This is a genomic window from Steroidobacter denitrificans (assembly GCF_001579945.1).
Taxonomy (GTDB): domain Bacteria; phylum Pseudomonadota; class Gammaproteobacteria; order Steroidobacterales; family Steroidobacteraceae; genus Steroidobacter; species Steroidobacter denitrificans.
On the sequence record NZ_CP011971.1, the window covers coordinates 2635005 to 2654200 of the forward strand.

At 64.2% G+C, this 19196-nt stretch carries 17 protein-coding genes and 1 pseudogene; 2 read left to right on the top strand and 16 right to left on the bottom strand.

Annotation, left to right across the window (positions count from 1 at the left end; all coding sequences use genetic code 11):
* Window positions 1-113: 113 nt before the first annotated feature.
* Genes ACG33_RS11895 through ACG33_RS11905 form a run of 3 tightly spaced genes read right to left on the bottom strand, consistent with a single transcriptional unit; the run spans window position 114 to window position 2102 of the window.
* Entirely contained in the window at window positions 114-494 is a 381-nt protein-coding gene (locus ACG33_RS11895) for an STN domain-containing protein (RefSeq protein WP_157071779.1), read from the bottom strand.
* Window positions 481-1470, bottom strand: coding sequence for a FecR family protein (locus ACG33_RS11900; protein WP_066921463.1), 990 nt, complete (start codon window positions 1468-1470; stop codon window positions 481-483). Before ACG33_RS11900 ends, ACG33_RS11895 begins: the two co-directional genes overlap by 14 nt.
* Window positions 1467-2102, bottom strand: a complete 636-nt coding sequence (locus tag ACG33_RS11905; protein WP_168160084.1) for an RNA polymerase sigma factor — start codon at window positions 2100-2102, stop codon at window positions 1467-1469. Before ACG33_RS11905 ends, ACG33_RS11900 begins: the two co-directional genes overlap by 4 nt.
* Before the next feature lie 58 nt (window positions 2103-2160).
* Here ACG33_RS11905 and ACG33_RS11910 point away from each other — a divergent pair, with 58 nt between their 5' ends.
* Window positions 2161-2370: a PIN domain-containing protein gene (locus tag ACG33_RS11910; protein ID WP_066921467.1), complete on the top strand. Its 210-nt coding sequence runs from the start codon at window positions 2161-2163 to the stop codon at window positions 2368-2370.
* 53 nt (window positions 2371-2423) lie between these two features.
* Here ACG33_RS11910 and ACG33_RS11915 read toward each other — a convergent pair whose 3' ends face one another.
* From ACG33_RS11915 to rluD, 10 genes are all read right to left on the bottom strand, one after another.
* The gene (locus ACG33_RS11915; protein WP_066921469.1) at window positions 2424-3692 is read right to left on the bottom strand and encodes a hypothetical protein; all 1269 of its coding nucleotides are present in this window, start codon (window positions 3690-3692) and stop codon (window positions 2424-2426) included.
* Window positions 3693-3958: 266 nt separating this feature from the next.
* Window positions 3959-4633, bottom strand: coding sequence for an alpha/beta fold hydrolase (locus ACG33_RS11920; RefSeq protein WP_066921471.1), 675 nt, complete (start codon window positions 4631-4633; stop codon window positions 3959-3961).
* Between the two features lie 76 nt (window positions 4634-4709).
* Window positions 4710-6488 carry an aspartate--tRNA ligase gene (aspS, locus tag ACG33_RS11925; protein ID WP_066921473.1) on the bottom strand — a complete coding sequence of 593 codons (1779 nt, stop codon included), beginning with the start codon at window positions 6486-6488 and terminating at the stop codon, window positions 4710-4712.
* 158 nt (window positions 6489-6646) lie between these two features.
* Window positions 6647-7141, bottom strand: a complete 495-nt coding sequence (locus tag ACG33_RS15820) for an FmdB family zinc ribbon protein (RefSeq protein ID WP_083536841.1) — start codon at window positions 7139-7141, stop codon at window positions 6647-6649.
* A 160-nt stretch (window positions 7142-7301) separates the two neighbouring features.
* Window positions 7302-9875 (bottom strand): ATP-dependent chaperone ClpB, encoded by a 2574-nt coding sequence (gene clpB / locus ACG33_RS11935; RefSeq protein ID WP_083536843.1) that lies wholly within the window; start codon window positions 9873-9875, stop codon window positions 7302-7304.
* A gap of 227 nt (window positions 9876-10102) precedes the next feature.
* Window positions 10103-10426, bottom strand: a complete 324-nt coding sequence (locus tag ACG33_RS11940) for a type II toxin-antitoxin system RelE/ParE family toxin (protein ID WP_066921475.1) — start codon at window positions 10424-10426, stop codon at window positions 10103-10105.
* Complete coding sequence (locus ACG33_RS11945; protein ID WP_066921477.1) at window positions 10414-10671, bottom strand: type II toxin-antitoxin system Phd/YefM family antitoxin; 258 nt, start codon at window positions 10669-10671, stop codon at window positions 10414-10416. Before ACG33_RS11945 ends, ACG33_RS11940 begins: the two co-directional genes overlap by 13 nt.
* A gap of 91 nt (window positions 10672-10762) precedes the next feature.
* A complete protein-coding gene (locus tag ACG33_RS11950) occupies window positions 10763-11713 on the bottom strand; it encodes a ZIP family metal transporter (RefSeq protein WP_066921479.1) in 951 nt (316 codons plus the stop codon).
* Window positions 11714-11890: 177 nt separating this feature from the next.
* Window positions 11891-12739, bottom strand: coding sequence for a peptidoglycan editing factor PgeF (pgeF, locus tag ACG33_RS11955; RefSeq protein WP_210399052.1), 849 nt, complete (start codon window positions 12737-12739; stop codon window positions 11891-11893).
* Window positions 12740-12833: 94 nt separating this feature from the next.
* A complete protein-coding gene (gene rluD / locus ACG33_RS11960; RefSeq protein WP_066921481.1) occupies window positions 12834-13799 on the bottom strand; it encodes a 23S rRNA pseudouridine(1911/1915/1917) synthase RluD in 966 nt (321 codons plus the stop codon).
* A 137-nt stretch (window positions 13800-13936) separates the two neighbouring features.
* Between rluD and ACG33_RS11965 the strand changes: the two genes are divergently transcribed.
* Window positions 13937-14722, top strand: a complete 786-nt coding sequence (locus ACG33_RS11965; RefSeq protein ID WP_157071780.1) for an outer membrane protein assembly factor BamD — start codon at window positions 13937-13939, stop codon at window positions 14720-14722.
* Between the two features lie 2 nt (window positions 14723-14724).
* On the opposite strand, the gene ACG33_RS11970 is transcribed toward ACG33_RS11965, so the two are convergent.
* The 3 genes and pseudogenes from ACG33_RS11970 to sucC form a co-directional block, all read right to left on the bottom strand.
* Window positions 14725-16413, bottom strand: a complete 1689-nt coding sequence (locus ACG33_RS11970; RefSeq protein WP_066923350.1) for an NAD+ synthase — start codon at window positions 16411-16413, stop codon at window positions 14725-14727.
* A 495-nt stretch (window positions 16414-16908) separates the two neighbouring features.
* Window positions 16909-17772 (bottom strand): annotated as a pseudogene (gene sucD / locus ACG33_RS11975) (succinate--CoA ligase subunit alpha); the annotation flags it as partial.
* Window positions 17773-17854: 82 nt separating this feature from the next.
* Window positions 17855-19018 carry an ADP-forming succinate--CoA ligase subunit beta gene (sucC, locus tag ACG33_RS11980; RefSeq protein WP_066921483.1) on the bottom strand — a complete coding sequence of 388 codons (1164 nt, stop codon included), beginning with the start codon at window positions 19016-19018 and terminating at the stop codon, window positions 17855-17857.
* Window positions 19019-19196: the final 178 nt, after the last annotated feature.

The following is a 19196-nucleotide window of genomic DNA, read 5'->3' on the forward strand; positions in this document are numbered from 1 at the left end:
CCTTGTCGATTGGAGTAGTTATAAATACACATGCGTTGTTCCGGTCGGCGCAGACGATAATGAGGCCGCCCTTGAATAACGAACCAGGTTCTCGTTTTGGGAATGGAGAGCACTCAACGGTTGCGCTGGCTCGCACCGGCAGCGGCGACCACCACGGTACGTGGACCGACGAACTCGATGTTGAAACCGGTTTCCACCAGCAGGGCCAGGGTGGCGGCGGCGATGGTGTAGGTGCCGTAGATGCCCGGCGAGTGGTATTCCTGCAGCAGGTCGGTGCGAAAAATGATCTGCAGATCCGCCTGCTCGGCATAGGCAAGCAGCGCAGTGCTCAGCTGCTGCGGTGGAATCGAAAAGAAGTGCAGTTCGTCGCCCAGCGCCTCCATGGCCTGAAAATCGGCATCCGGCGTCGTTGTTGATACAGCTACGCACCACGGCAGGCACAGTATCGCCGCCGCTAGGCGCCGCCTCCGCCGGCCTCGCTCAGTGCTGGACATCGGCCCGCCGCAATACCCAGTCGGTGCCGCTGTCGTCGAGTGTGATCGCAGAAACGTTCTGCAGCGCTTTCAGCCATTCCTCGATACCCTGCACGCCGACGGTACCGGTGACACGCAGCGATTTCAGCGCGTCGTTGTCGATCACCACCAAGTGCGGCGAATAGCGGTTGATATCCGCTACAACCGCTGCCAGCGGACGATCGATGAAAGTCAGTACGCCCCGGGACCAGGCCCCCACCCGTGCCGGGTTGATCGCCCGCACCGGACCCACTCCGGCGCTCGCCGAATAGGTCACCTCGCGCCCCAGCGGCAGCTGCACCGGTGCTGCATCCGCCCCGCTCAAGCCGACCTCCACCAATCCCTCGGCGACACCGACGGTGACACCCTCGGTGCCCCGGCGCACGCTGAATACGGTACCCAGCACTCGGGCGTAACCGCCGCCGGCCTCTACCACGAACGGTCGCTCCGGCTGCCGAGTCACCTTGAGCAAAATTTCGCCATCGACCAAGACGACGCGCCGCGTCTCGGCGCGGTATTCGACCGCGACGCTGCTCGCGCCGCCGAGCGTCATCTCCGAACCATCGAGTAGCTCGATGCGACGAATCTCGCCCACCGCAGTGGCATAACGCTCCAACTGCGGTGTATCCGGCCAGGGCGCATTCGTGCGAATCCCCACGCCGACCGCCACCATCAACAGCAGCACCGCCGCGGTCCACAGCATTCTCGCCAGCGGCATACGCGGCGTCGGCGCAGCAGATTCCGATGGTGCAACAGCGGGCGTCGATGGTGTAGCGGCGAGCGCCGCCGGATTGCCGGCGTGCCAGCAATGTTGCATACGCTCGAAAGCCCGACGGTTATCATCGCAGGCATCGATCCAATCGAGAGCGGCATCGAGCTCCTCGGCTTTGACGTCCGGCTCCTGCAGCTTCAGGAACCAGAAGGCCGCCTGCTCGTCGCGGTTGCCGTAAAGGTTCATGGCGTGTCCCCCGCTCCTTCCAGACGCGTCGCACAGTAATGCAGGGCGCGCAGGACATATTTGCGCACCATGCTTTCCGTCACTGCCATCCTAGCGGCGATCTCTCGGTATTCGAGTCCCTCGAACTTGTAACAGACGAAGGCATACTCGCAGCGCGGCGGCAATTCCTGCAGCAGTTGCCGCAGTTGCGCCAGCTGCTGTTGCGCCGCCACGATCCGCTCCGGCGAGGCTGCTTCGTCCACCCAAGCATCAACGACAGCGTCTCCATCGGGATGCGCCGCTGCCCGTTGCCGCGCACGTAACCGATCGGTGGCGATATTGCGCGCGGCGACGAACAGCAGCGCCCGCAAGTCGCGGTCGAGCAGCTCGCTGCGCCGTTGATATAGCCGAAAAATCGCGTCCTGAGCCACATCCTGGGCCTCCGCTTCGGAACCAAGCCGGGCACGCAGAAAACGCACCAGGCGAATCCGCTCGACCCGGAACAGCTCTCGCAACCGGACGCCGATGGCATCCTCCGACACCTCCCGCTCACGAGCGGACCGGCGCGGGAACGCCAGTACCACCCGGGAACCGGACGGCGTATCGCCGAGTTCATCAGGCTGGCCTGGCTCGTCGGACTCGGAATCAGGCATGAGCACTCCCGTCATGCCGATAGAACGAAACCGATGTCGATTATGGGAATCCGGGAGGATGGATGGGATTCTTTATCTGACCGAAGAAAGGATCGCTGAATATGCACGAATTCGCTCCATGCTGGAGATTCGCGGCACGCCCATCGGTCCCAACGACATGTGGATCGCCGCTCCGGCGCTCGTCGAGGATGCGCTGTTGATCTCCGCCAATACGCGAGAATTCGCACAGCTCCCAGAGGTTAGAGTGCAGAACTGGCTCGCTGTTTGATCAGCGGCATTCCACAAAACATCCGTTGATCCGGCCACCATGGTGCAAGCCGCTCACGGCTCCATGGCACGCGCCCACACCCGTAGCACGCGCACGATGTTGGCCAGCAGCCAGCCGAACTCGACCAGCATCGCCGCGCCGGCGATCCGGCCGGCCTGCGGCAGAAAGACCGCCACCAGGAGAATGATCAGCACGGCGCCATGCAGGCGCAGTTGCGCTTGGATCGGCGCCTCGGGCAACAGTTTTTTCACGTTCGCCACCTTCACACGCGCCTCGGTCAGATGCAGCCAGACGAGGAAAGGCACGATCTTGTAAAGCATGGCGCTGATGGCACTGGCGAAGCCGCCATGCAGGATCAGTACACCGGCCAGTACCGGCCAATGCGGCGCATCGGAAACGAACGAGGCGAGTAGCGCCAGCAACCCACCGATGCTCGCCGCCATCGCCAGACGGAAGGTGCGCGACGAGGCGTCCGGGACGGTGCGACGCGTGCGTAACAGCAGGTTCAGCGTCGTGCCGGCGTAGGCGCCGGCGAGGACCAGCAGCGCCAGAGCGACGGCGAGGATGAGCGGATCGAAGCCGCTCAGCATCGCCCCGGTCCATAGCAGCAGCACCGTCAGCACGGTGGGCGCCCATAAAGACGTGAATCGAGCGGGATAGACCGGCGTGACCTGGAACATCGGCACGACCACCCAGCTGGTGGCCGCCAGCAACAAGCCGCCCCAGCCCAGCCATCCCCATCCGGCATGCAGGTTCACCAAGCTCGTCAGCTCGACCGGCATGCTGAAGCCACCGGCAAGGAGCCAGGCCAGGAGCAGTCCGAGCACAGTGGTCACGACCAATCCCGTGAGCGCCAGACGTAAATCGCGCTGTGTACGGCTCCCGGGTTGCGCTTGCGGTGCCCGTCGCAGGGCGGCCGCGGCAGCGTACAGGAAGAACGCCAGGCCGAGGCCGAGCAGCGTCGCGCCGGCGACGAGAATACCGGGCTGACCACGGCCCAACCCCCAGCACAGGCCGACCGCGCCGGCGCTCGTCGTCCCATGGGTAAAAGCCGCGATGCGCAATGGCGCCGAGAAAGATGCACCGGCTACTACCGGTAAGATCTGTAGCAGGGCCCCGAGCATCACCTGCAGCATGAAACCCACGGTGAACAAATGGACCGCGGCGAGCGCCCCCGGCGTCCAGCGCGACACCAGCACGGCATCGTCGATCAGCAGCAGCAACCCGGCCATCATGCCGAACAGCGGTGCCGTAAGAAAAAAACGCATCGGCACCGACAGCGGCGGCATCGCCTCGTAGGCGAGCCGGGGGATCTTGCTCATCCGTATCAGTCCCGGGAGCCGCAGGAACCGGCGGCGGCTTCGAAGCACGCTAAGATCTGCTGCTTCCCGGCATCGAAATGCACATTCAATCCGACGATCGTCATCGCTCGTCCCCACGTCGATGGATCATCACATTCTGCGCATCGACCTCGTCCGGACACTGATCCGCATCAAGTTGCACGATTCTCGAATTCGACGCGGTCCCGCCCCGAATCGGCCAGAGGGACTCGTCCACCGCATTCCAGGACGGGCGGAGCCGCGCCCAGTCAGCGCTGAAACGTCCCCATACGCAGAAAATGCACCGCCTGTTGCAACGCCTCGGCGGATAGCAACATGCCGGTATGCGAAGTGGCGATAACGATATGATCCTTGGCGCCCGGCAGACGCGTCTCCTCGACCCGCACGGTACCGTCATGCTCGCCCTCCAGGCCGGCGAACAGGCGGCCCAGCCCCAACCTCATGGAACCGGCGATCACCCCGACCTCGCGATGACCGGACCACTGGCGCGGCGGGATGTCCGCAGGTTCGATGCACTCCTGGTACAACGCCGGGCCCAGGATCCGCCTACCGAAAGGCAGCCGCCGGGCTATCTCGCGAGCCGCTCTGGATCCCTGGGACGGGGTCCCCATCAGAACCACCCGTCCCGGCGTCAGATCCTCCGACTCCAGCGCTCGCAGAATCACCAAGCCGCCGAGGCTATGGCCGATGAAATGCAAGGTCTGCGCACGCTGCGCGCGTGCGAACCGCAGCAGGCTCCGGGCATGCTCGCGCATCGAGCCCCGCAGCGTAGGGTAGGAAAAGATCACGGCACGCAGTTGGCCGGCCTCCAGCCGCCGCTTGATGATGCCCAGCTCCAAACCCGACATCCACAGGCCATGCACCAGGATGACCAGCGGCCGGGCATCCCCTCCGGCCTGTACAGCGCCGATGACAGAACTCATTCTCACGCAGCCACGAAGCCGTCTTCACGGCCGCTGCGCGAATGCCGCAACCGCCGTTCATGTGCTCACCCGGATCTCAGCCCACCTTCACCGGCAGCCTGACCCGGATATACAGTTCCTTGAGCTGCTCCTCGCTGACCGGCGTCGGGGCGTTCGTCAACAAATCCGCCGCTGTCTGGGTTTTCGGGAAGGCGATGACATCGCGAATGCTGTCGGTGCCGGCCATGAACATCACGATGCGGTCCAGGCCGAAGGCGATACCGCCGTGCGGCGGCGTACCGTACTTGAGCGCCTCCAGCAGGAAGCCGAACTTCTGCTGCGCCTCTTCCGGCCCGATGCCCAACAAATCGAACACGGCCGACTGCATGTCCGGGCGATGGATACGCACCGAACCGCCGCCGATCTCCGAACCGTTGAGCACCATGTCATAGCCCTTGGAGATCGCGTTCGCCGGATCCGCCCGCAATTCCGCGGCATCCTCGCAACGCGGCGCGGTGAAGGGATGATGCAGCGCCACCCAGCGCTTGGCATCCGCATCCCATTCGAACATCGGGAAATCCACCACCCACAACGGCCGCCAGCCGGTCTGCGCCATGCCCAGATCATGTCCCAGCTTGATGCGCAGCGCACCCAGCGAGTCGTTCACGACTTTAGCAGTATCCGCGCCGAAAAAGATCAGGTCGCCGTCTGCCGCCGCCGCGCGGGTCAAAATGCCCTCGATGGCCGCATCACTCAGGAATTTCAGGATAGGAGACTGCAGACCGTCGCGCCCCTTCGCCAACTCGTTTACCTTCACGTACGCCAGTCCCTTCGCGCCGTAGCGTCCGACGAAGGCAGTGCAATCATCGATTTCCTTGCGCGTCATGCGCACACCGCCCTGCGGCACCCGCAATGCGGCGACGCGGCCCTGCGGGTTGGCGGCCGGCGCGGCGAACACCTTGAATTCGCAATCGCGCACCAGGTCGGCCACATCCACCAGTTCCAGATCAATGCGCAGATCCGGCTTGTCCGAACCATAGCGGCGCATCGCCTCCGCGTAGGTGATGCGCGGGAAGGGCGCCGGCAGCTCATCACCCAGGACAGTGGCGAAAATCGAGCAGATCAGTGCCTCCATGTGCTGCATGATCTGTTCCTCGCTCATGAACGAGGTCTCGATATCCAGCTGTGTGAACTCCGGCTGGCGTTCCGCGCGCAGATCTTCATCGCGGAAACAACGCACGATCTGATAATAGCGATCGAAACCGCTCATCATCAACAATTGCTTGAACAACTGCGGCGATTGCGGCAGCGCGAAAAATTGCCCTGCATGCGTGCGGCTGGGTACCAGATAGTCACGCGCGCCTTCCGGCGTCGCCTTGGTGAGCATGGGTGTCTCGATGTCGATATAGCCCTGCTCGTCCAGGTAGTCGCGCATGGCGCGCGTCACCCGATGGCGCAGTCGAAGACGCTTCTGCATCACCTCGCGGCGCAGGTCCAGATAGCGATACTTGAGGCGCAACTCCTCGTTGGCGGCTTCATCGTGATGAAACGGCGGCGTCTCGGCCCGGCTCAGAATCTCCAGCTCGCGCGCCAGCACTTCGACCTGGCCCGAGGCCAGCGCCGCATTCGCCGTCCCCGGCGGACGGGGACGCACCAGCCCGCGAATGCGCACACAAAACTCTCCCCGCAGGCGCTCGGCATCCTGGAATATTTCCCTGGCATCCGGATCGAACACGATCTGCAGCAGACCCTCGCGGTCGCGCAGATCCACGAAAATCACTCCGCCATGATCGCGCCGCCGGTGCACCCAGCCCGCCACGCTGACCTCCTGGCCACTGAGGATTTCGTCGACCTGACCGCAATAATGGGAACGCATGGGGAAGACTCTGAAAGGTGTGTCCGCGGGGGATGCCGCCCCGCCTAAATTACGAGCGCGCGATGTTACGGAGCCCCCGGAACCCACGCAAGGCAAGCCGGCGCCGTTCCGCAGCGCCTTTCGCCCGCGACGCGCCGGGGCCAGGCCCGGCGCGCTGCTCAGCGGGCCTTCTTGGTGCCGGTCTTTTTCTTGGCCGTGGACCGGGCTGCGGGTCGGGCCGCGGGTCGGGCTGTCGTGGCCGGGCGGGCTGGGCTGGCCGGCTTCGAGGAACGCCTCGGCCCTGCGGCGGCGCTACCGGTCGTCGCTGTCGACTTGGCGGCCGGCTTGGCCACCGGCTTGACAGGCGTCTGGGCATCAGCGCCCGTACCGGCACCGTCCTTGGCCTCCGCCCCGGCAGTCTTGCCGTCCTCCTTGGCCTCGCTGCGCTCGGGGGCCTCCTCGCCACCGGCCAGATTGCGCTTCTGCTCCTGCTCGGACTTGAAATCGGTCTCGTACCAGCCCGATCCCTTGAGGCGGAACACCGGCGCGGAGACCAGCTTTTTCAAGGCCTGCTTCTTGCAGCTGGGACATTTGCGCAGCGGCGGATCGGAAATCTTCTGCAACGCTTCGACATAGAACTTGCAGGCCGTGCATTCGTATTCGTAAAAGGGCATTGAACGCCTCAAAACATCATGACAAGCAATAATGGGCGAGCGCATCTTAGTGCCGCTGCGCCGCAGTTCAAGCCGTCCCGTCAAGTCCACCACATCAGTGGCCAAGGGCCGGTACGCCGCCCTCGGATCCGGCCGTTCTACCGCGCCGGCCGGTACCCGGTCAGTGGCCGAAGACCAGCGCACCGTCTTCGGCGGACACGGTCACCCGGCTGCCCGGGCCGAACTCGCCTTTCAGGATCCGCTGCGCCAGCGGGTTTTCCAGCTGCTGCTGAATCGCCCGCTTGAGCGGCCGGGCGCCATAGACGGGATCGAAACCCGCCTCCGCGAGGGCATCCCGCGCATCTTCCTGCAGCACCAGCTCGATCTCCCGCTCGGCCAGGCGCCGGCGCAGATATCCCAGCTGGATGTCGACGATGGAGCGCAGCTGCTCGCGTCCCAGCGGATGGAACACCACGATGTCATCGACCCGGTTGATGAACTCCGGGCGGAAGTGCTGCTGCACGATCTCCATCACGCTGGATTTCATCTTGTCATAGTTCGCTTCTCCGGCCAGCTCCTGGATCACGTGCGAGCCGAGATTGGAGGTCATGATGATCACGGTGTTGCGAAAATCGACCGTGCGCCCCTGGCCATCGGTCAGCCGCCCGTCATCCAGCACCTGCAACAGGACATTGAATACATCCGGATGTGCCTTCTCGACCTCATCCAGCAGCAGCACCGAATAGGGACGGCGGCGCACCGCCTCGGTCAGATAACCGCCTTCCTCGTAACCCACATAGCCCGGCGGCGCGCCGATCAGGCGGGCGACGGAATGTTTCTCCATGAACTCGGACATGTCGACGCGAACCATCGCGTCTTCCGTATCGAACAGGAATTCCGCCAGCGCCTTGCACAGCTCCGTCTTGCCCACACCGGTCGGTCCCAGGAACAGGAAGGAGCCGTTCGGGCGGTTCGGATCCGACAAGCCCGCCCGGGAGCGGCGCACCGCATCGGCCACCGCCGCCACGGCTTCGTGCTGGCCGATGACACGCTTGCCCAGCGCCGCCTCCATCTGCAGCAGCTTCTCCTTCTCGCCCTCCAGCATCTTGGAGATCGGAATACCGGTCCACTTGGAGACGACCTCGGCCACTTCCTCGTCCGTCACCTTGTTGCGCAGCAGCCGGGTCTCCTGCTGCTCGGCCGCCGTCGCATCCGCCAGCCGGCGCTCCAACTCCGGGATCTTGCCGTAGGACAGCTCGGACATGCGCGCCAGATCCTGCGCGCGCCGCGCCGTCTCCAGTTCAAGACGGGCGCGCTCCAGTTCCTCCTTGATATGCGCCGAGCTTTGCAGGGAGGCCTTCTCGGCCTTCCAGATTTCCTCCAGATCCGCGTATTCCTTCTCCAGCGATCCAAGCTGTTCCTCGAGCGTGGCCAGCCGCTTGCGAGAGGCCTCGTCGGATTCCTTCTTCAAGGCCTCACGCTCGATCTTCAGCTGGATGATGCGCCGCTCCAGCCGATCCATTTCCTCCGGCTTGGAATCGATCTCCATGCGAATGCGCGAGGCCGCCTCGTCGATCAGGTCGATCGCCTTGTCGGGCAGCTGGCGATCGCTGATATAGCGGTGCGACAACGTCGCGGCGGCGACGATCGCCGGATCGGTGATATCCACGCCATGATGCACCTCGTAGCGCTCCTTCAGGCCACGCAGGATCGCGATCGTATCCTCCACCGAGGGCTGATCGACCTGAACTTTCTGGAAGCGCCGCTCCAGGGCGGCATCCTTCTCGATGTATTGGCGATATTCATCCAGGGTGGTGGCACCCACACAATGCAGCTCGCCGCGCGCCAGCGCCGGCTTGAGCATATTGCCCGCGTCCATGGCACCTTCCGCCTTGCCCGCACCGACGACGGTGTGCAATTCATCGATGAACAGGATGATCTGACCTTCCTGTTTCGCCAGATCGTTGAGCACCGCCTTCAGGCGCTCCTCGAACTCACCGCGATACTTCGCACCGGCGATCAACGCGCCCATGTCCAGGGACAGGATGCGCTTGTTGCGCAGGCCCTCCGGCACCTCGCCATTGACGATACGCTGCGCCAGTCCCTCCACGATCGCCGTCTTGCCGACCCCCGGCTCGCCGATCAGCACCGGATTGTTCTTGGTGCGCCGCTGCAGCACCTGCACCGTGCGCCGGATCTCGTCGTCGCGGCCGATCACCGGATCGAGCTTGCCCTGCTCGGCCCGCTCGGTCAGATCGATCGTGTACTTCTCCAGCGCCTGGCGGCTTTCCTCGGCATTGGGATCGGTCACCTGCTCGCCGCCGCGCAGATCGTCGATCGCCTTTTCGATGGCCCCCTTCACCGCGCCCGCACCGCGCAGGATCGAGCCTAACGATCCCTTGTCCTCCAGGCCCGCCAGCACGAACAATTCGCTGGAAATATATTGATCGCCGCGCTTCTGGGCGATCTTGTCGGTCAGGTTGAAAACTCGGTTGAGATCGCCGGAAATATGTACCTCGCCACCCGTACCCTCCACCTTCGGCAGACGATCCAGCGCCTCGCCTAGCTGCGAGCGCAGCAAGTTGACGTTGGTACCCGCCTTGTCGAGCAGATGACGCACCGAGCCGCCCTGCTGATCCAGCAACGCCGTCATGACGTGCAAGGGTTCGATGTATTGATGATCGCGGCCGACGGCAAGCGACTGGGCGTCCGCCAGGGCCAGCTGGAATTTACTTGTCAATTTATCCATGCGCATGGAACAACCTCACGACGGCGCCCACGGGGCGGTTTCCGCCTTTTTATATTGACGATGGCCGTGTCGGCCGATGCCGTCGATGTGGGGCGGACCCTGCGGAAATTCAATCACACCGAAAGGATTTTCCGCCTTCCTGGCTTTCGCTTCCAGCCGCCGCAAAGCCGGCGTGGCTCACCCGCGTATCGCGCTCATTCACGGCTGCGCCGAATCATGCGCCGGGATGAGTGTCACTTTTTGGCGGGTACCTTGCTGCGTTTTCCAAGCAGCGTCTTGTCGAGCAGGCGTTCACCTCTGACGACATGGACGAGATGAATCGACCCTTTCTCATGACGGTAGATCACGCGGCACGGCGGTTCAACGATCTGGCGATAGCGCCAACCCTGGAACTCCGACAGCTTGGAGCCACTTAGGGGGTGTGCAGCCAATTGATCGACATGATCAAAGACGCGCCGCACGAGCTTGCGGGCCGCCTGCGGATTATCTAAAGCGATGTAGTCGGCGATGGTATCCAGATCGGCCAGCGCAGGTTCAGTCCAAATTATTTCAGCCATCGAGATAGACGTTGCTTGGCTTGGGCGTGCGTGACCGTGCGCCCCTCCTCGATGGCTTTTTCGCCTCGGGCAATACCCTCCAGCAGTCTCATGCGGCGCTGCAATAACTCGTAGCTTTCCACATCCACCAAATAGGCGCTGGGCAGACCATGCTGGGTGATAAGGATGGGCTCACGACTGCGCTCCAATTCATCCAGGAGCTCAGTCGCCTGCCGCTTAAGCGTGGTCACGAGTTCGGTGCGCATGAAGTGATACTAAAGTATCACTTCATGCAGTACAAATCGGTAGTGATGCCGGATAAGCTCAGCGGCCGCCTGTCAAGATCAGACCGCTGAGTCAATGCGCCAGGCTATGCCCGATATAGATGACCGCCACGCCCAGCAGGATGAACACGAACTGGCGAATGCCCGAACCCGGATCCACGCGCCGGTGCAGGCCTGGGATCAAGTCCGCCACGGCGATGTACAAAAAGCTGGAGGCGGCGATCGCCACCGCGTACGGCAACATCCAGGTCACCGGCGCCAGGGCGAAATAGGCGAGCAGGCCGCCGAGGATCGATGTCAGGCTGGTCGCCAGATTCAGCGTCATGGCCTTCAGCCGCGACATGCCGCTGTCCAGCAGGATGGCCAGATCGCCCACTTCCTGCGGAATCTCATGAGTGAACACCGCCAGCGCCGTCACCACGCCTAAATGCAGGTCGGTCATGAACGCAGCGGCGATCAACACCCCGTCGAGCACATTATGGAAGCCGTCACCCAGCAGGATCAGCATCGCCGAGGCCCGCGCCCGCCCATCCTGCCAAGGTCGAGCCGCAGCATCGGCCATAGCATCAGATTGACCCCGGATGAGCCCGTCCCCAGCATGGCCCGCATGGTCCGCATGGCCTTGTGAGACGAACTTCGCCGCCACCGGCCGATGTGAATGACCATGGCCGACCTCCTGATCCGGCCCGCCCAGCGGCACGGGCGCGTGCGGAAAGTGCCCCTCGCACAGATCCTGATGACAATGCCGCCACAGGACCAGCTTTTCCAGCACAAAAAAGATCAACAGCCCCACCAGCACGGTCAGCCCGATGCGATGGGTATTGGCGAGGCCCGCCCCCTCGATCGCATGCGGCAGCAGGCCCAGCAGCGCTGCGCTCAGCAATGCGCCGGTGGCGAAACTGACCAGGTGCGGCAACGCCCGCGTCCGCAGCGACACCGGCGCCACCAGGAACACGGAGGCCGCCAGCGCGCTCAGCACGCCACCCAGGGCGGTAAAGATCAGGATCCAGAGCAGCAATGACATAAATGATGCACGCTTCGCCCTGCGGATGCGCCGGCCAGGCCATTCGACCCGTGCACGAGCGCACTGCAAGACACTAGAACGGTTCTCGGAAACCGCAGGGATATTGATATTCTATCGAGATCATCAGCCTAGCATGCGCGTCAAGCAGTTGAGCCGCCGCCCGCGCGGGTTAAGTCGTCAGCTCTCTCTCCAGATCAACGTGGCCATCCGGCCGGTGCGCCCGTCACGGCGATAGGAGAAAAAGCGCGTCGCATCGGCATAACAGCGAAAGCTGCTGATCCCGTCATGCTCCCGCTCGCCTCCCTGAGCGTCCGTCCGGCTAGTCGCGCCACTCTCCAGCCACCCTCCCTCGAAAACGGCCTCTACGCCGAGCCGTTGCAGCTCGCGCCGGGCCAGGGCAGCCAGATCCGCCTGCCAGCGTCCCTGCGCATTGCCCTGGAAAGCCTTCGAATGCAGCGTATCGCGCACCAGGAAAGCCGCACGCACCTCCTCCCCGACCTCGAAGGCCGCCGGCTCGATCGCCGGACCCAGCCAGGCCATCATTTCACCAGGCGCCCCGCCCATCGCCGCCAGCGTTGCTGCCAGCACCCCCCCCGCCAGTCCCCGCCAGCCCGCGTGCGCGGCCGCCACCCGCGTACCGGCCCGATCGCAGAACAGCACCGGCAAACAATCCGCCGTCAGCACCACACAGACCTGGTGCGCCTGGCGCGCATAGACGGCATCGGCCTGCGGTGCGGGCCGCATCGCGCCGCGCGGCGCGGCCTCCACCACGCGTATGCCATGCACCTGGTCCAGCCATAAAGGCTCGCCCGGCAGATGCAGGGCTTCGCACAGCCGGTGCCGGTTGCTCGCCACCGCCTGCGGGTCATCGCCCACATGCATCCCCAGATTCAAGCTGGCATAGGACCCGGCGCTGATGCCGCCGCCTCGCAGACTCACGGCCGAGCGCACCTGCGCAGGAGCCGGCCAGGCCGGCCGGATCCACTGCAGATCGCCCTGCTGCAACTCGTCCGGCGCATCGCTCATCGGCGCCCCACCCGGTTCCCCGGGCGATCCCGCGACCGGTGCTCGGTGCAGCTCAGCCGCGCCATGCGCTTCATGCCCCGAATCATGTTCTGGATCATGTTCTGGATGCGTCGCGGGCATCCAGCGCCAGCGCCTGCAACAGCAGGCGCATATCCGCCGGCAACGGCGCCTCGCACACCACCGGCTCGCCAGTTGCCGGATGCTCGAACGCCAGTCTTGCGGCATGCAGCGCCTGACGCCTGAATCCGCGTAACACCTCGATCAATGCAGCCGTTGCTCCCCGGGGCAGTGTCAAGCGTCCCCCGTAAACCCGATCGCCCACCAGTGGATAGCCTATATGCGCCAGGTGCACCCGAATCTGGTGCGTCCGCCCCGTCTCCAGTTTCAGGCGGACATGGGTATGGCCCCGAAAACGCTGCAATACCCGGTAATGCGTCACCGCCTCACGGCCGTCGGCACGAATCGCCATGCGGACCCGGTCGACCGGATGGCGGCCGATCGGCGCCGTCACCGTACCGCCGCCCGTCATCACGCCCGCACAAACCGCCTCGTATTTCCGCTCCACCTCACGCGCCTCGATCGCCCGCGCCAGCGCCGTATGCGCCTCCACGGTCCGCGCCACCACCATCAGGCCGCTGGTATCCTTGTCCAGGCGATGCACGATGCCGGCCCGCGGCAGCCGCGACAGGCCTGGATCGAAATGCAGCAAGGCATTCTGCAAGGTGCCCGCCGCATTGCCGGCCCCCGGATGCACCACCAGGCCGACCGGCTTGTCGATGACCAGCACATGGGAGTCTTCATAGACCCGCTCGAGCGCGATCGGCTCAGGCGTCATCGCCACCGCATCGGGCCACTGCGCATCCACCTCGACGCGCTCTCCTCCCAGAACCTTGTCCTTGGGACGCAGCCGCGCACCGTTCACCAGCACGCCCCCCGTATCGATCCATTCCTTGATACGGGTACGCGAATACCGACTCAACAACTCCGCCAGCACCTGGTCCAGGCGCTGGCCGGCCAGCTCGGGCGGGATCGTGAGACTGTGACGGATCGATTCGGACATCGTAGCCAGGACTTTTTCCAGACAGGTTGAGGCATTGCCGGAATGGCGCTCGGCCGCGGCGGCAGCCTGCAGGCCGAATGTTCATGAACCCGGGGTGGGGCTATACTCGCCGGATTGCCCGACGACGGCGGTAACCGATGAATTCTCGCACGCGCATCCTTATTCTGACCATGGCCGCCCTGATGCTGGCCTTGACGGGTTGCGGCAACAAACCCCGCGAGCAGCTCGGTAGCCCCGAAAAACTCTATGAACTCGCCAAACGCGCCGCCGACAGCGGCGACTATCGCACCGCCGTCACTTACTACGAGCAGCTGGAAGCCCGCTTTCCGTTCAGCAACTCCGCGCGCCAGGGCCAGCTCGACCTCATGTATGCGTATTACAAGAGCCGCCAGCCCGAATCCGCCATCGACCAGGCGGATCAGTTCATTCGCGAAAACCCCGCCCATCCCCGCGTGGACTATGCCTATTACATCAAGGGTCTGGTGCAGTTCGAGCGCAACGCGAATTTCCTGGAGCGCTGGTTCAATGCCGATCTCAGCCAGCGCCCGCCGATCGATGCGCGCAAGTCCTTTCAGGCCTTCCAGACCCTGGTGCAGCGTTTTCCCGACAGTGAATATGCCCCCGATGCGCGCCAACGCATGATTTTCCTGCGCAACCGGCTGGCCAACTACGAGGTCTACGTGGCGGGCTACTACCTCAAGCGCGGCGCCTATGTCGGCGCAATCAATCGCGCCAAGTATGCCATCGAAAATTATGACGGCGCGCCCCAGGTCAAGGAGGCGCTGCAAATCATGAGCGAATCCTATCGCAAGCTCGACATGCCTGAATTGGCCGGCGATGCGGAGCGCACCCTGCGGGAAAACTACGCTCACGCCGATGTGGTCCAGGAAGAGGCCCGGCGCAGCTGGTGGAAGTTCTGGTAGGCCTACCGTGCCGGTCCACCGGGTACGATAGCCCGGGGTGAATAGCCCGAGGTGATCGGATAACGCCAGTCCCGGCCGAACGCCCGGTCGCTGATCCTGATTCCCGGCGGAGCCTGGCGGCGCTTGTATTCATTGCGCTTCACCATGTCGAGCACCCGGCCGACCGTGGCGCGATCGAAGCCCTTGGCTGCGATCTCGTCCACCGACAGGTCATCCTCGATGAACAATTCCAGGATCGGATCCAGAATCTCATAGGGAGGCAGCGAATCCGAATCCTTCTGATTGGCGCGCAGCTCGGCGGACGGCTCGCGCTCGATGACCCGCACCGGGATCGCCGCTGCGATCGTGTTGCGATACTTCGCCAGGCGATACACCAGCAGCTTGCTGCAATCCTTGATGGGCGCGAAGCCGCCGGCCATGTCGCCATACAAGGTCGAATAGCCCACCGAGATCTCGCTCTTGTTGCCGGTGGTCAGCAACATCCTGCGGGTCTTGTTGGAGATGGCCATCAGCAGCAGGCCGCGGCAGCGCGCCTGCACATTCTCCTCGGTCGTATCCGGCGGCCGGCCGGCGAAGACGCCCTCGAGGGCCTCCAGCACCGTCGCGAACAGGGTTTCGATGGGAATGACATCGTATCTCACCCCCAGCAGGTCGGCCTGTCCTTGCGCGTCCTCCAGACTCATCTGAGAGGTATAGCGCGACGGCATCATCACCGCCCGCACCCGCTCGGCACCCAGCGCATCGACCGCCAGCGCCAGGGTCAGCGCCGAGTCCACACCGCCCGACAAGCCGATCACCACCCCGGGAAAGCCATGCTTGCCGACATAGTCGCGCACCCCCAGCACCAAGGCGTCGTATACGCTGGCTTCCTCGCTCGGCAGCGGCGCCAGCGCCGCCGCCTGCGGCAGCGCCCGCTCGCCGGTCAGATCGATGTTCACCATGAACAGTCCTTCCTCGAAGGCCTTGAAGCGCTGCGCGACCTGGCCCGTGCCGTCCATGACGAAGGATGCGCCATCGAATACCAGTTCATCCTGCCCGCCCAGCAGATTCAGGTAGACCACCGGCAGACCGGTCTCCCTGGCGCGCGCGCGCGCCACCTCCTCGCGGCGCTGCTGATAATGCAGCGAGTAGGGCGAGCCGTTGATCACGCAGAGCAGTTGCGCCCCCAGAGCCCGGGCGGCGCGCGCCGGGCCAGGCCGCCAGATGTCCTCGCAGATCAACAAGGCGATGCGGATTCCCTTGATTTCGACGATGCAGCTTGCCTGCCCGGGCTGGAAATAGCGTTTCTCATCAAAGACGCTGTAATTGGGCAGCTCCTGCTTGCGGTAGTTGGCCAACACCTCGCCATCACGGATCAGGGCCGCCGAATTGTAGATGTCCTCGGCCTGATACTCCGGATAGCCGACCATGACGGCGATGCCCCGGGTTTCGGTGCGTACTCGTTCCAGAGCCGCGGCGACCTGCCGGCGCAAGCCGTTGTGAAACAGCAGATCCTCGGGCGGATAGCCGCACAGTGTCAGCTCGGGAAACATGACCAGATCGGCGCCGAGAGCACGCGCCTCGGCCGCGGTATCGATCACACGCTGGGTATTGCCGGCCACGTCGCCGACGAACAGATTCAGTTGCGCCAGGGCGATGCGCAGAGTGGTTGAAGACACGGGAGGTTCGCTGATGCGGTTCAGAGTCACCATCATAGCAAGGTGCGCGTCCAAGAAGCCGGAAGCCGCCGTGAATCGCCAGCGCCCGAAGCTCGCCGCCGGGTACTGGGCGAAACTGAAGCGAGGCGGCAGGGGCAGGCTGCCGCAGACGCCGTTCAGGGCTGCCGGGCATCCCCGGTAGCCCTGGATCAGGTTTTATCTCCGGCCGCGTGCGCTCCTGGCCTTGCTCACCGTCTTTTTGCTCGCCGTTCGGCGTGCGGGTGCCGCCTTCGCCCGCCGCACCGCCGAGGCGGCGGTCCTGGCCTTGCTCCTGGCCTGGGTGGCAACCTTGGCCGTGGCGCGGCTCACTGTCCTGCCGAGGGTCTTTACCGCCTTTTTCGCCGTCTTGCGCAGCCTGGCCACCGGCGCCGCGGCTTTCTTTTTCGCGCTCTTGGTCGTTTTCCGGGCGGTCTTCACGACAGCCTTCCGAGCCGTCTTCGCCGCGGACTTGGCCGCCGGCCTGGAGGCGCGGCGACGAGCCTTCTTTTTCAGCTGCTCCGCGATGGCCTGGCCCAGATCCGCCGGACTCTGGACCGTGCGCACACCGGCGCGCTCCAATGCGGCGAATTTGTCCGCCGCCGTCCCCATGCCGCCGGAGACGATGGCGCCGGCGTGGCCCATGCGCTTGCCCGGAGGCGCCGTGACACCCGCGATATAGGCGACGGTCGGCTTGGTGACGTTATCGCGGATGAACTCGGCTGCGGCTTCCTCGTCGGCACCGCCGATTTCACCAACCATGATGATGCCTTCCGTGCCGGGATCCTCCTCGAAGCGCGCCAGGACATCGATGAAATTCATGCCGCGTACCGGATCGCCGCCGATCCCCACGCAGGTGCTCTGTCCCAGGCCGACGTTGGTGGTCTGGAACACGGCTTCATAAGTAAGCGTACCGGAGCGCGACACGATGCCGATGCGTCCGGGTTTATGGATGAAGCCCGGCATGATGCCGATCTTCGCCTCGCCCGGCGTAATGATGCCCGGACAGTTCGGCCCGATCAGCAGGCTGCCGTAGCTGGCCAGCGCGGTCTTGACGCGCACCATGTCGTTCACCGGAATACCTTCGGTGATGCACACGATCAACTCGATGCCGGCATCGGCCGCTTCCAGAATGGCATCGGCCGCGAACGGCGCCGGCACATAGATCATGCTGACCGTTGCGCCGGTGCCCTTCACCGCCGCGCGCGCCGTATCGAAGACCGGCAAGCCGAGATGCTTCTCGCCGCCTCGACCGGGGGTGACGCCGCCGACCAGTTTGGTGCCGTAGGCCAGGCACTGCTCGGAGTGGAAACTGCCCTGCTTGCCGGTGAAGCCCTGGCAGATGACTCGGGTGTTCTTGTTGACGAGAATGGACATATGAGATGGGTCCGAAGCTTGGAGGGATTCTCGTTCCTGCCCGCTTCAGCGGGACAGGAACCAGGAATGATCTCGATATGGATCAGCCGCGCGCGGCCGCGACGACTTTCTTGGCCGCATCGGTCAGATCGCTGGCGGCGATGAGCGCCAGACCGCTTTGCTGCAGCAGCTTGCGGCCTTTTTCGGCATTCGTGCCCTCGATACGCACCACCACCGGCACCCGCACGCCGACATCCTGCACGGCGTGGATGATGCCATCGGCGATCATGTCGCAGCGAACGATGCCGCCGAAGATGTTGACCAGGATCGCCTTGACGTTCTGATTCGACAGGATCAGGTTGAACGCCTCGGTGACCCGCTCGCGGGTCGCACCGCCGCCGACATCCAGGAAGTTCGCCGGTGAGCCGCCATGCAGCTTGATCAGATCCATGGTGGCCATCGCCAGGCCGGCGCCGTTCACCATGCAGGCGATATCGCCGTCCAGCGACACATAGTTCAACTCATGCTCGGCCGCGGCACGCTCCATCGGGTCTTCCTGAGTGATGTCGCGCCATTCGGCCAATTCCTTTTGGCGAAACAGGGCGTTGTCCTCGATGTTGATCTTGGCGTCCAGGGCCACCAGCCGGCCCTCGCCGGTGACGATCAGCGGATTGATCTCGACCAGGCTCGCATCCTTCTCCAGGTACAGCTGGTACAGCGCCTGCGCGATCTGGGTGAATTCCTTGATCTGCTCGCCTTCCAGTCCCAGGCCGAAGGCCAGCACGCGGCACTGCGAGGGCTGCAGCCCGGCGGCCGGATGGATATCCACCCGGATGATTTTCTCGGGCGTGTGCGCCGCCACTTCCTCGATATCCATGCCGCCGGCCGCCGAGGCGATGAAGGCGATATGGCCTTTGTCACGATTGAGCACCAGGCTGAGGTACAGCTCACGAACGATCTTGGAGCCCTGCTCGACGAATACCTGGTGGATCGGCAGGCCTTCCGGACCGGTCTGATGCGTCACCAGCCGCTTGCCGAACATGGCGGCGGCCGCCTTTCCGGCCTGCTCCGGGGTATCCACCAGCTTCACGCCGCCCGCCTTGCCGCGGCCACCGGCATGGACCTGGGCCTTGATCACCCATTTCGAACCGCCGATGCGCCGGGCCGCCGCGGTCGCTTCCGCGGCGCTGGAGGCCGGATAACCTGTGGGCACCGGGATGCCGTAACGGGCAAACAACTGCTTCGACTGGTACTCGTGAAGATTCATCGGCCAAGTTTCTCGTTGGAAGCGTATGTGGAATCGTTGAGGGTATCGTTCATGCGAGGGCGCAAGCCGGGTATTTTGGCGGGTAACACCTCAAAACTGCAACTGCCCTCTCGTCCATCGCCGGATCGGAAAGGTAATTGGGGCCGCGAATTCGGGGCCCATGCTTCGCACCCGCACG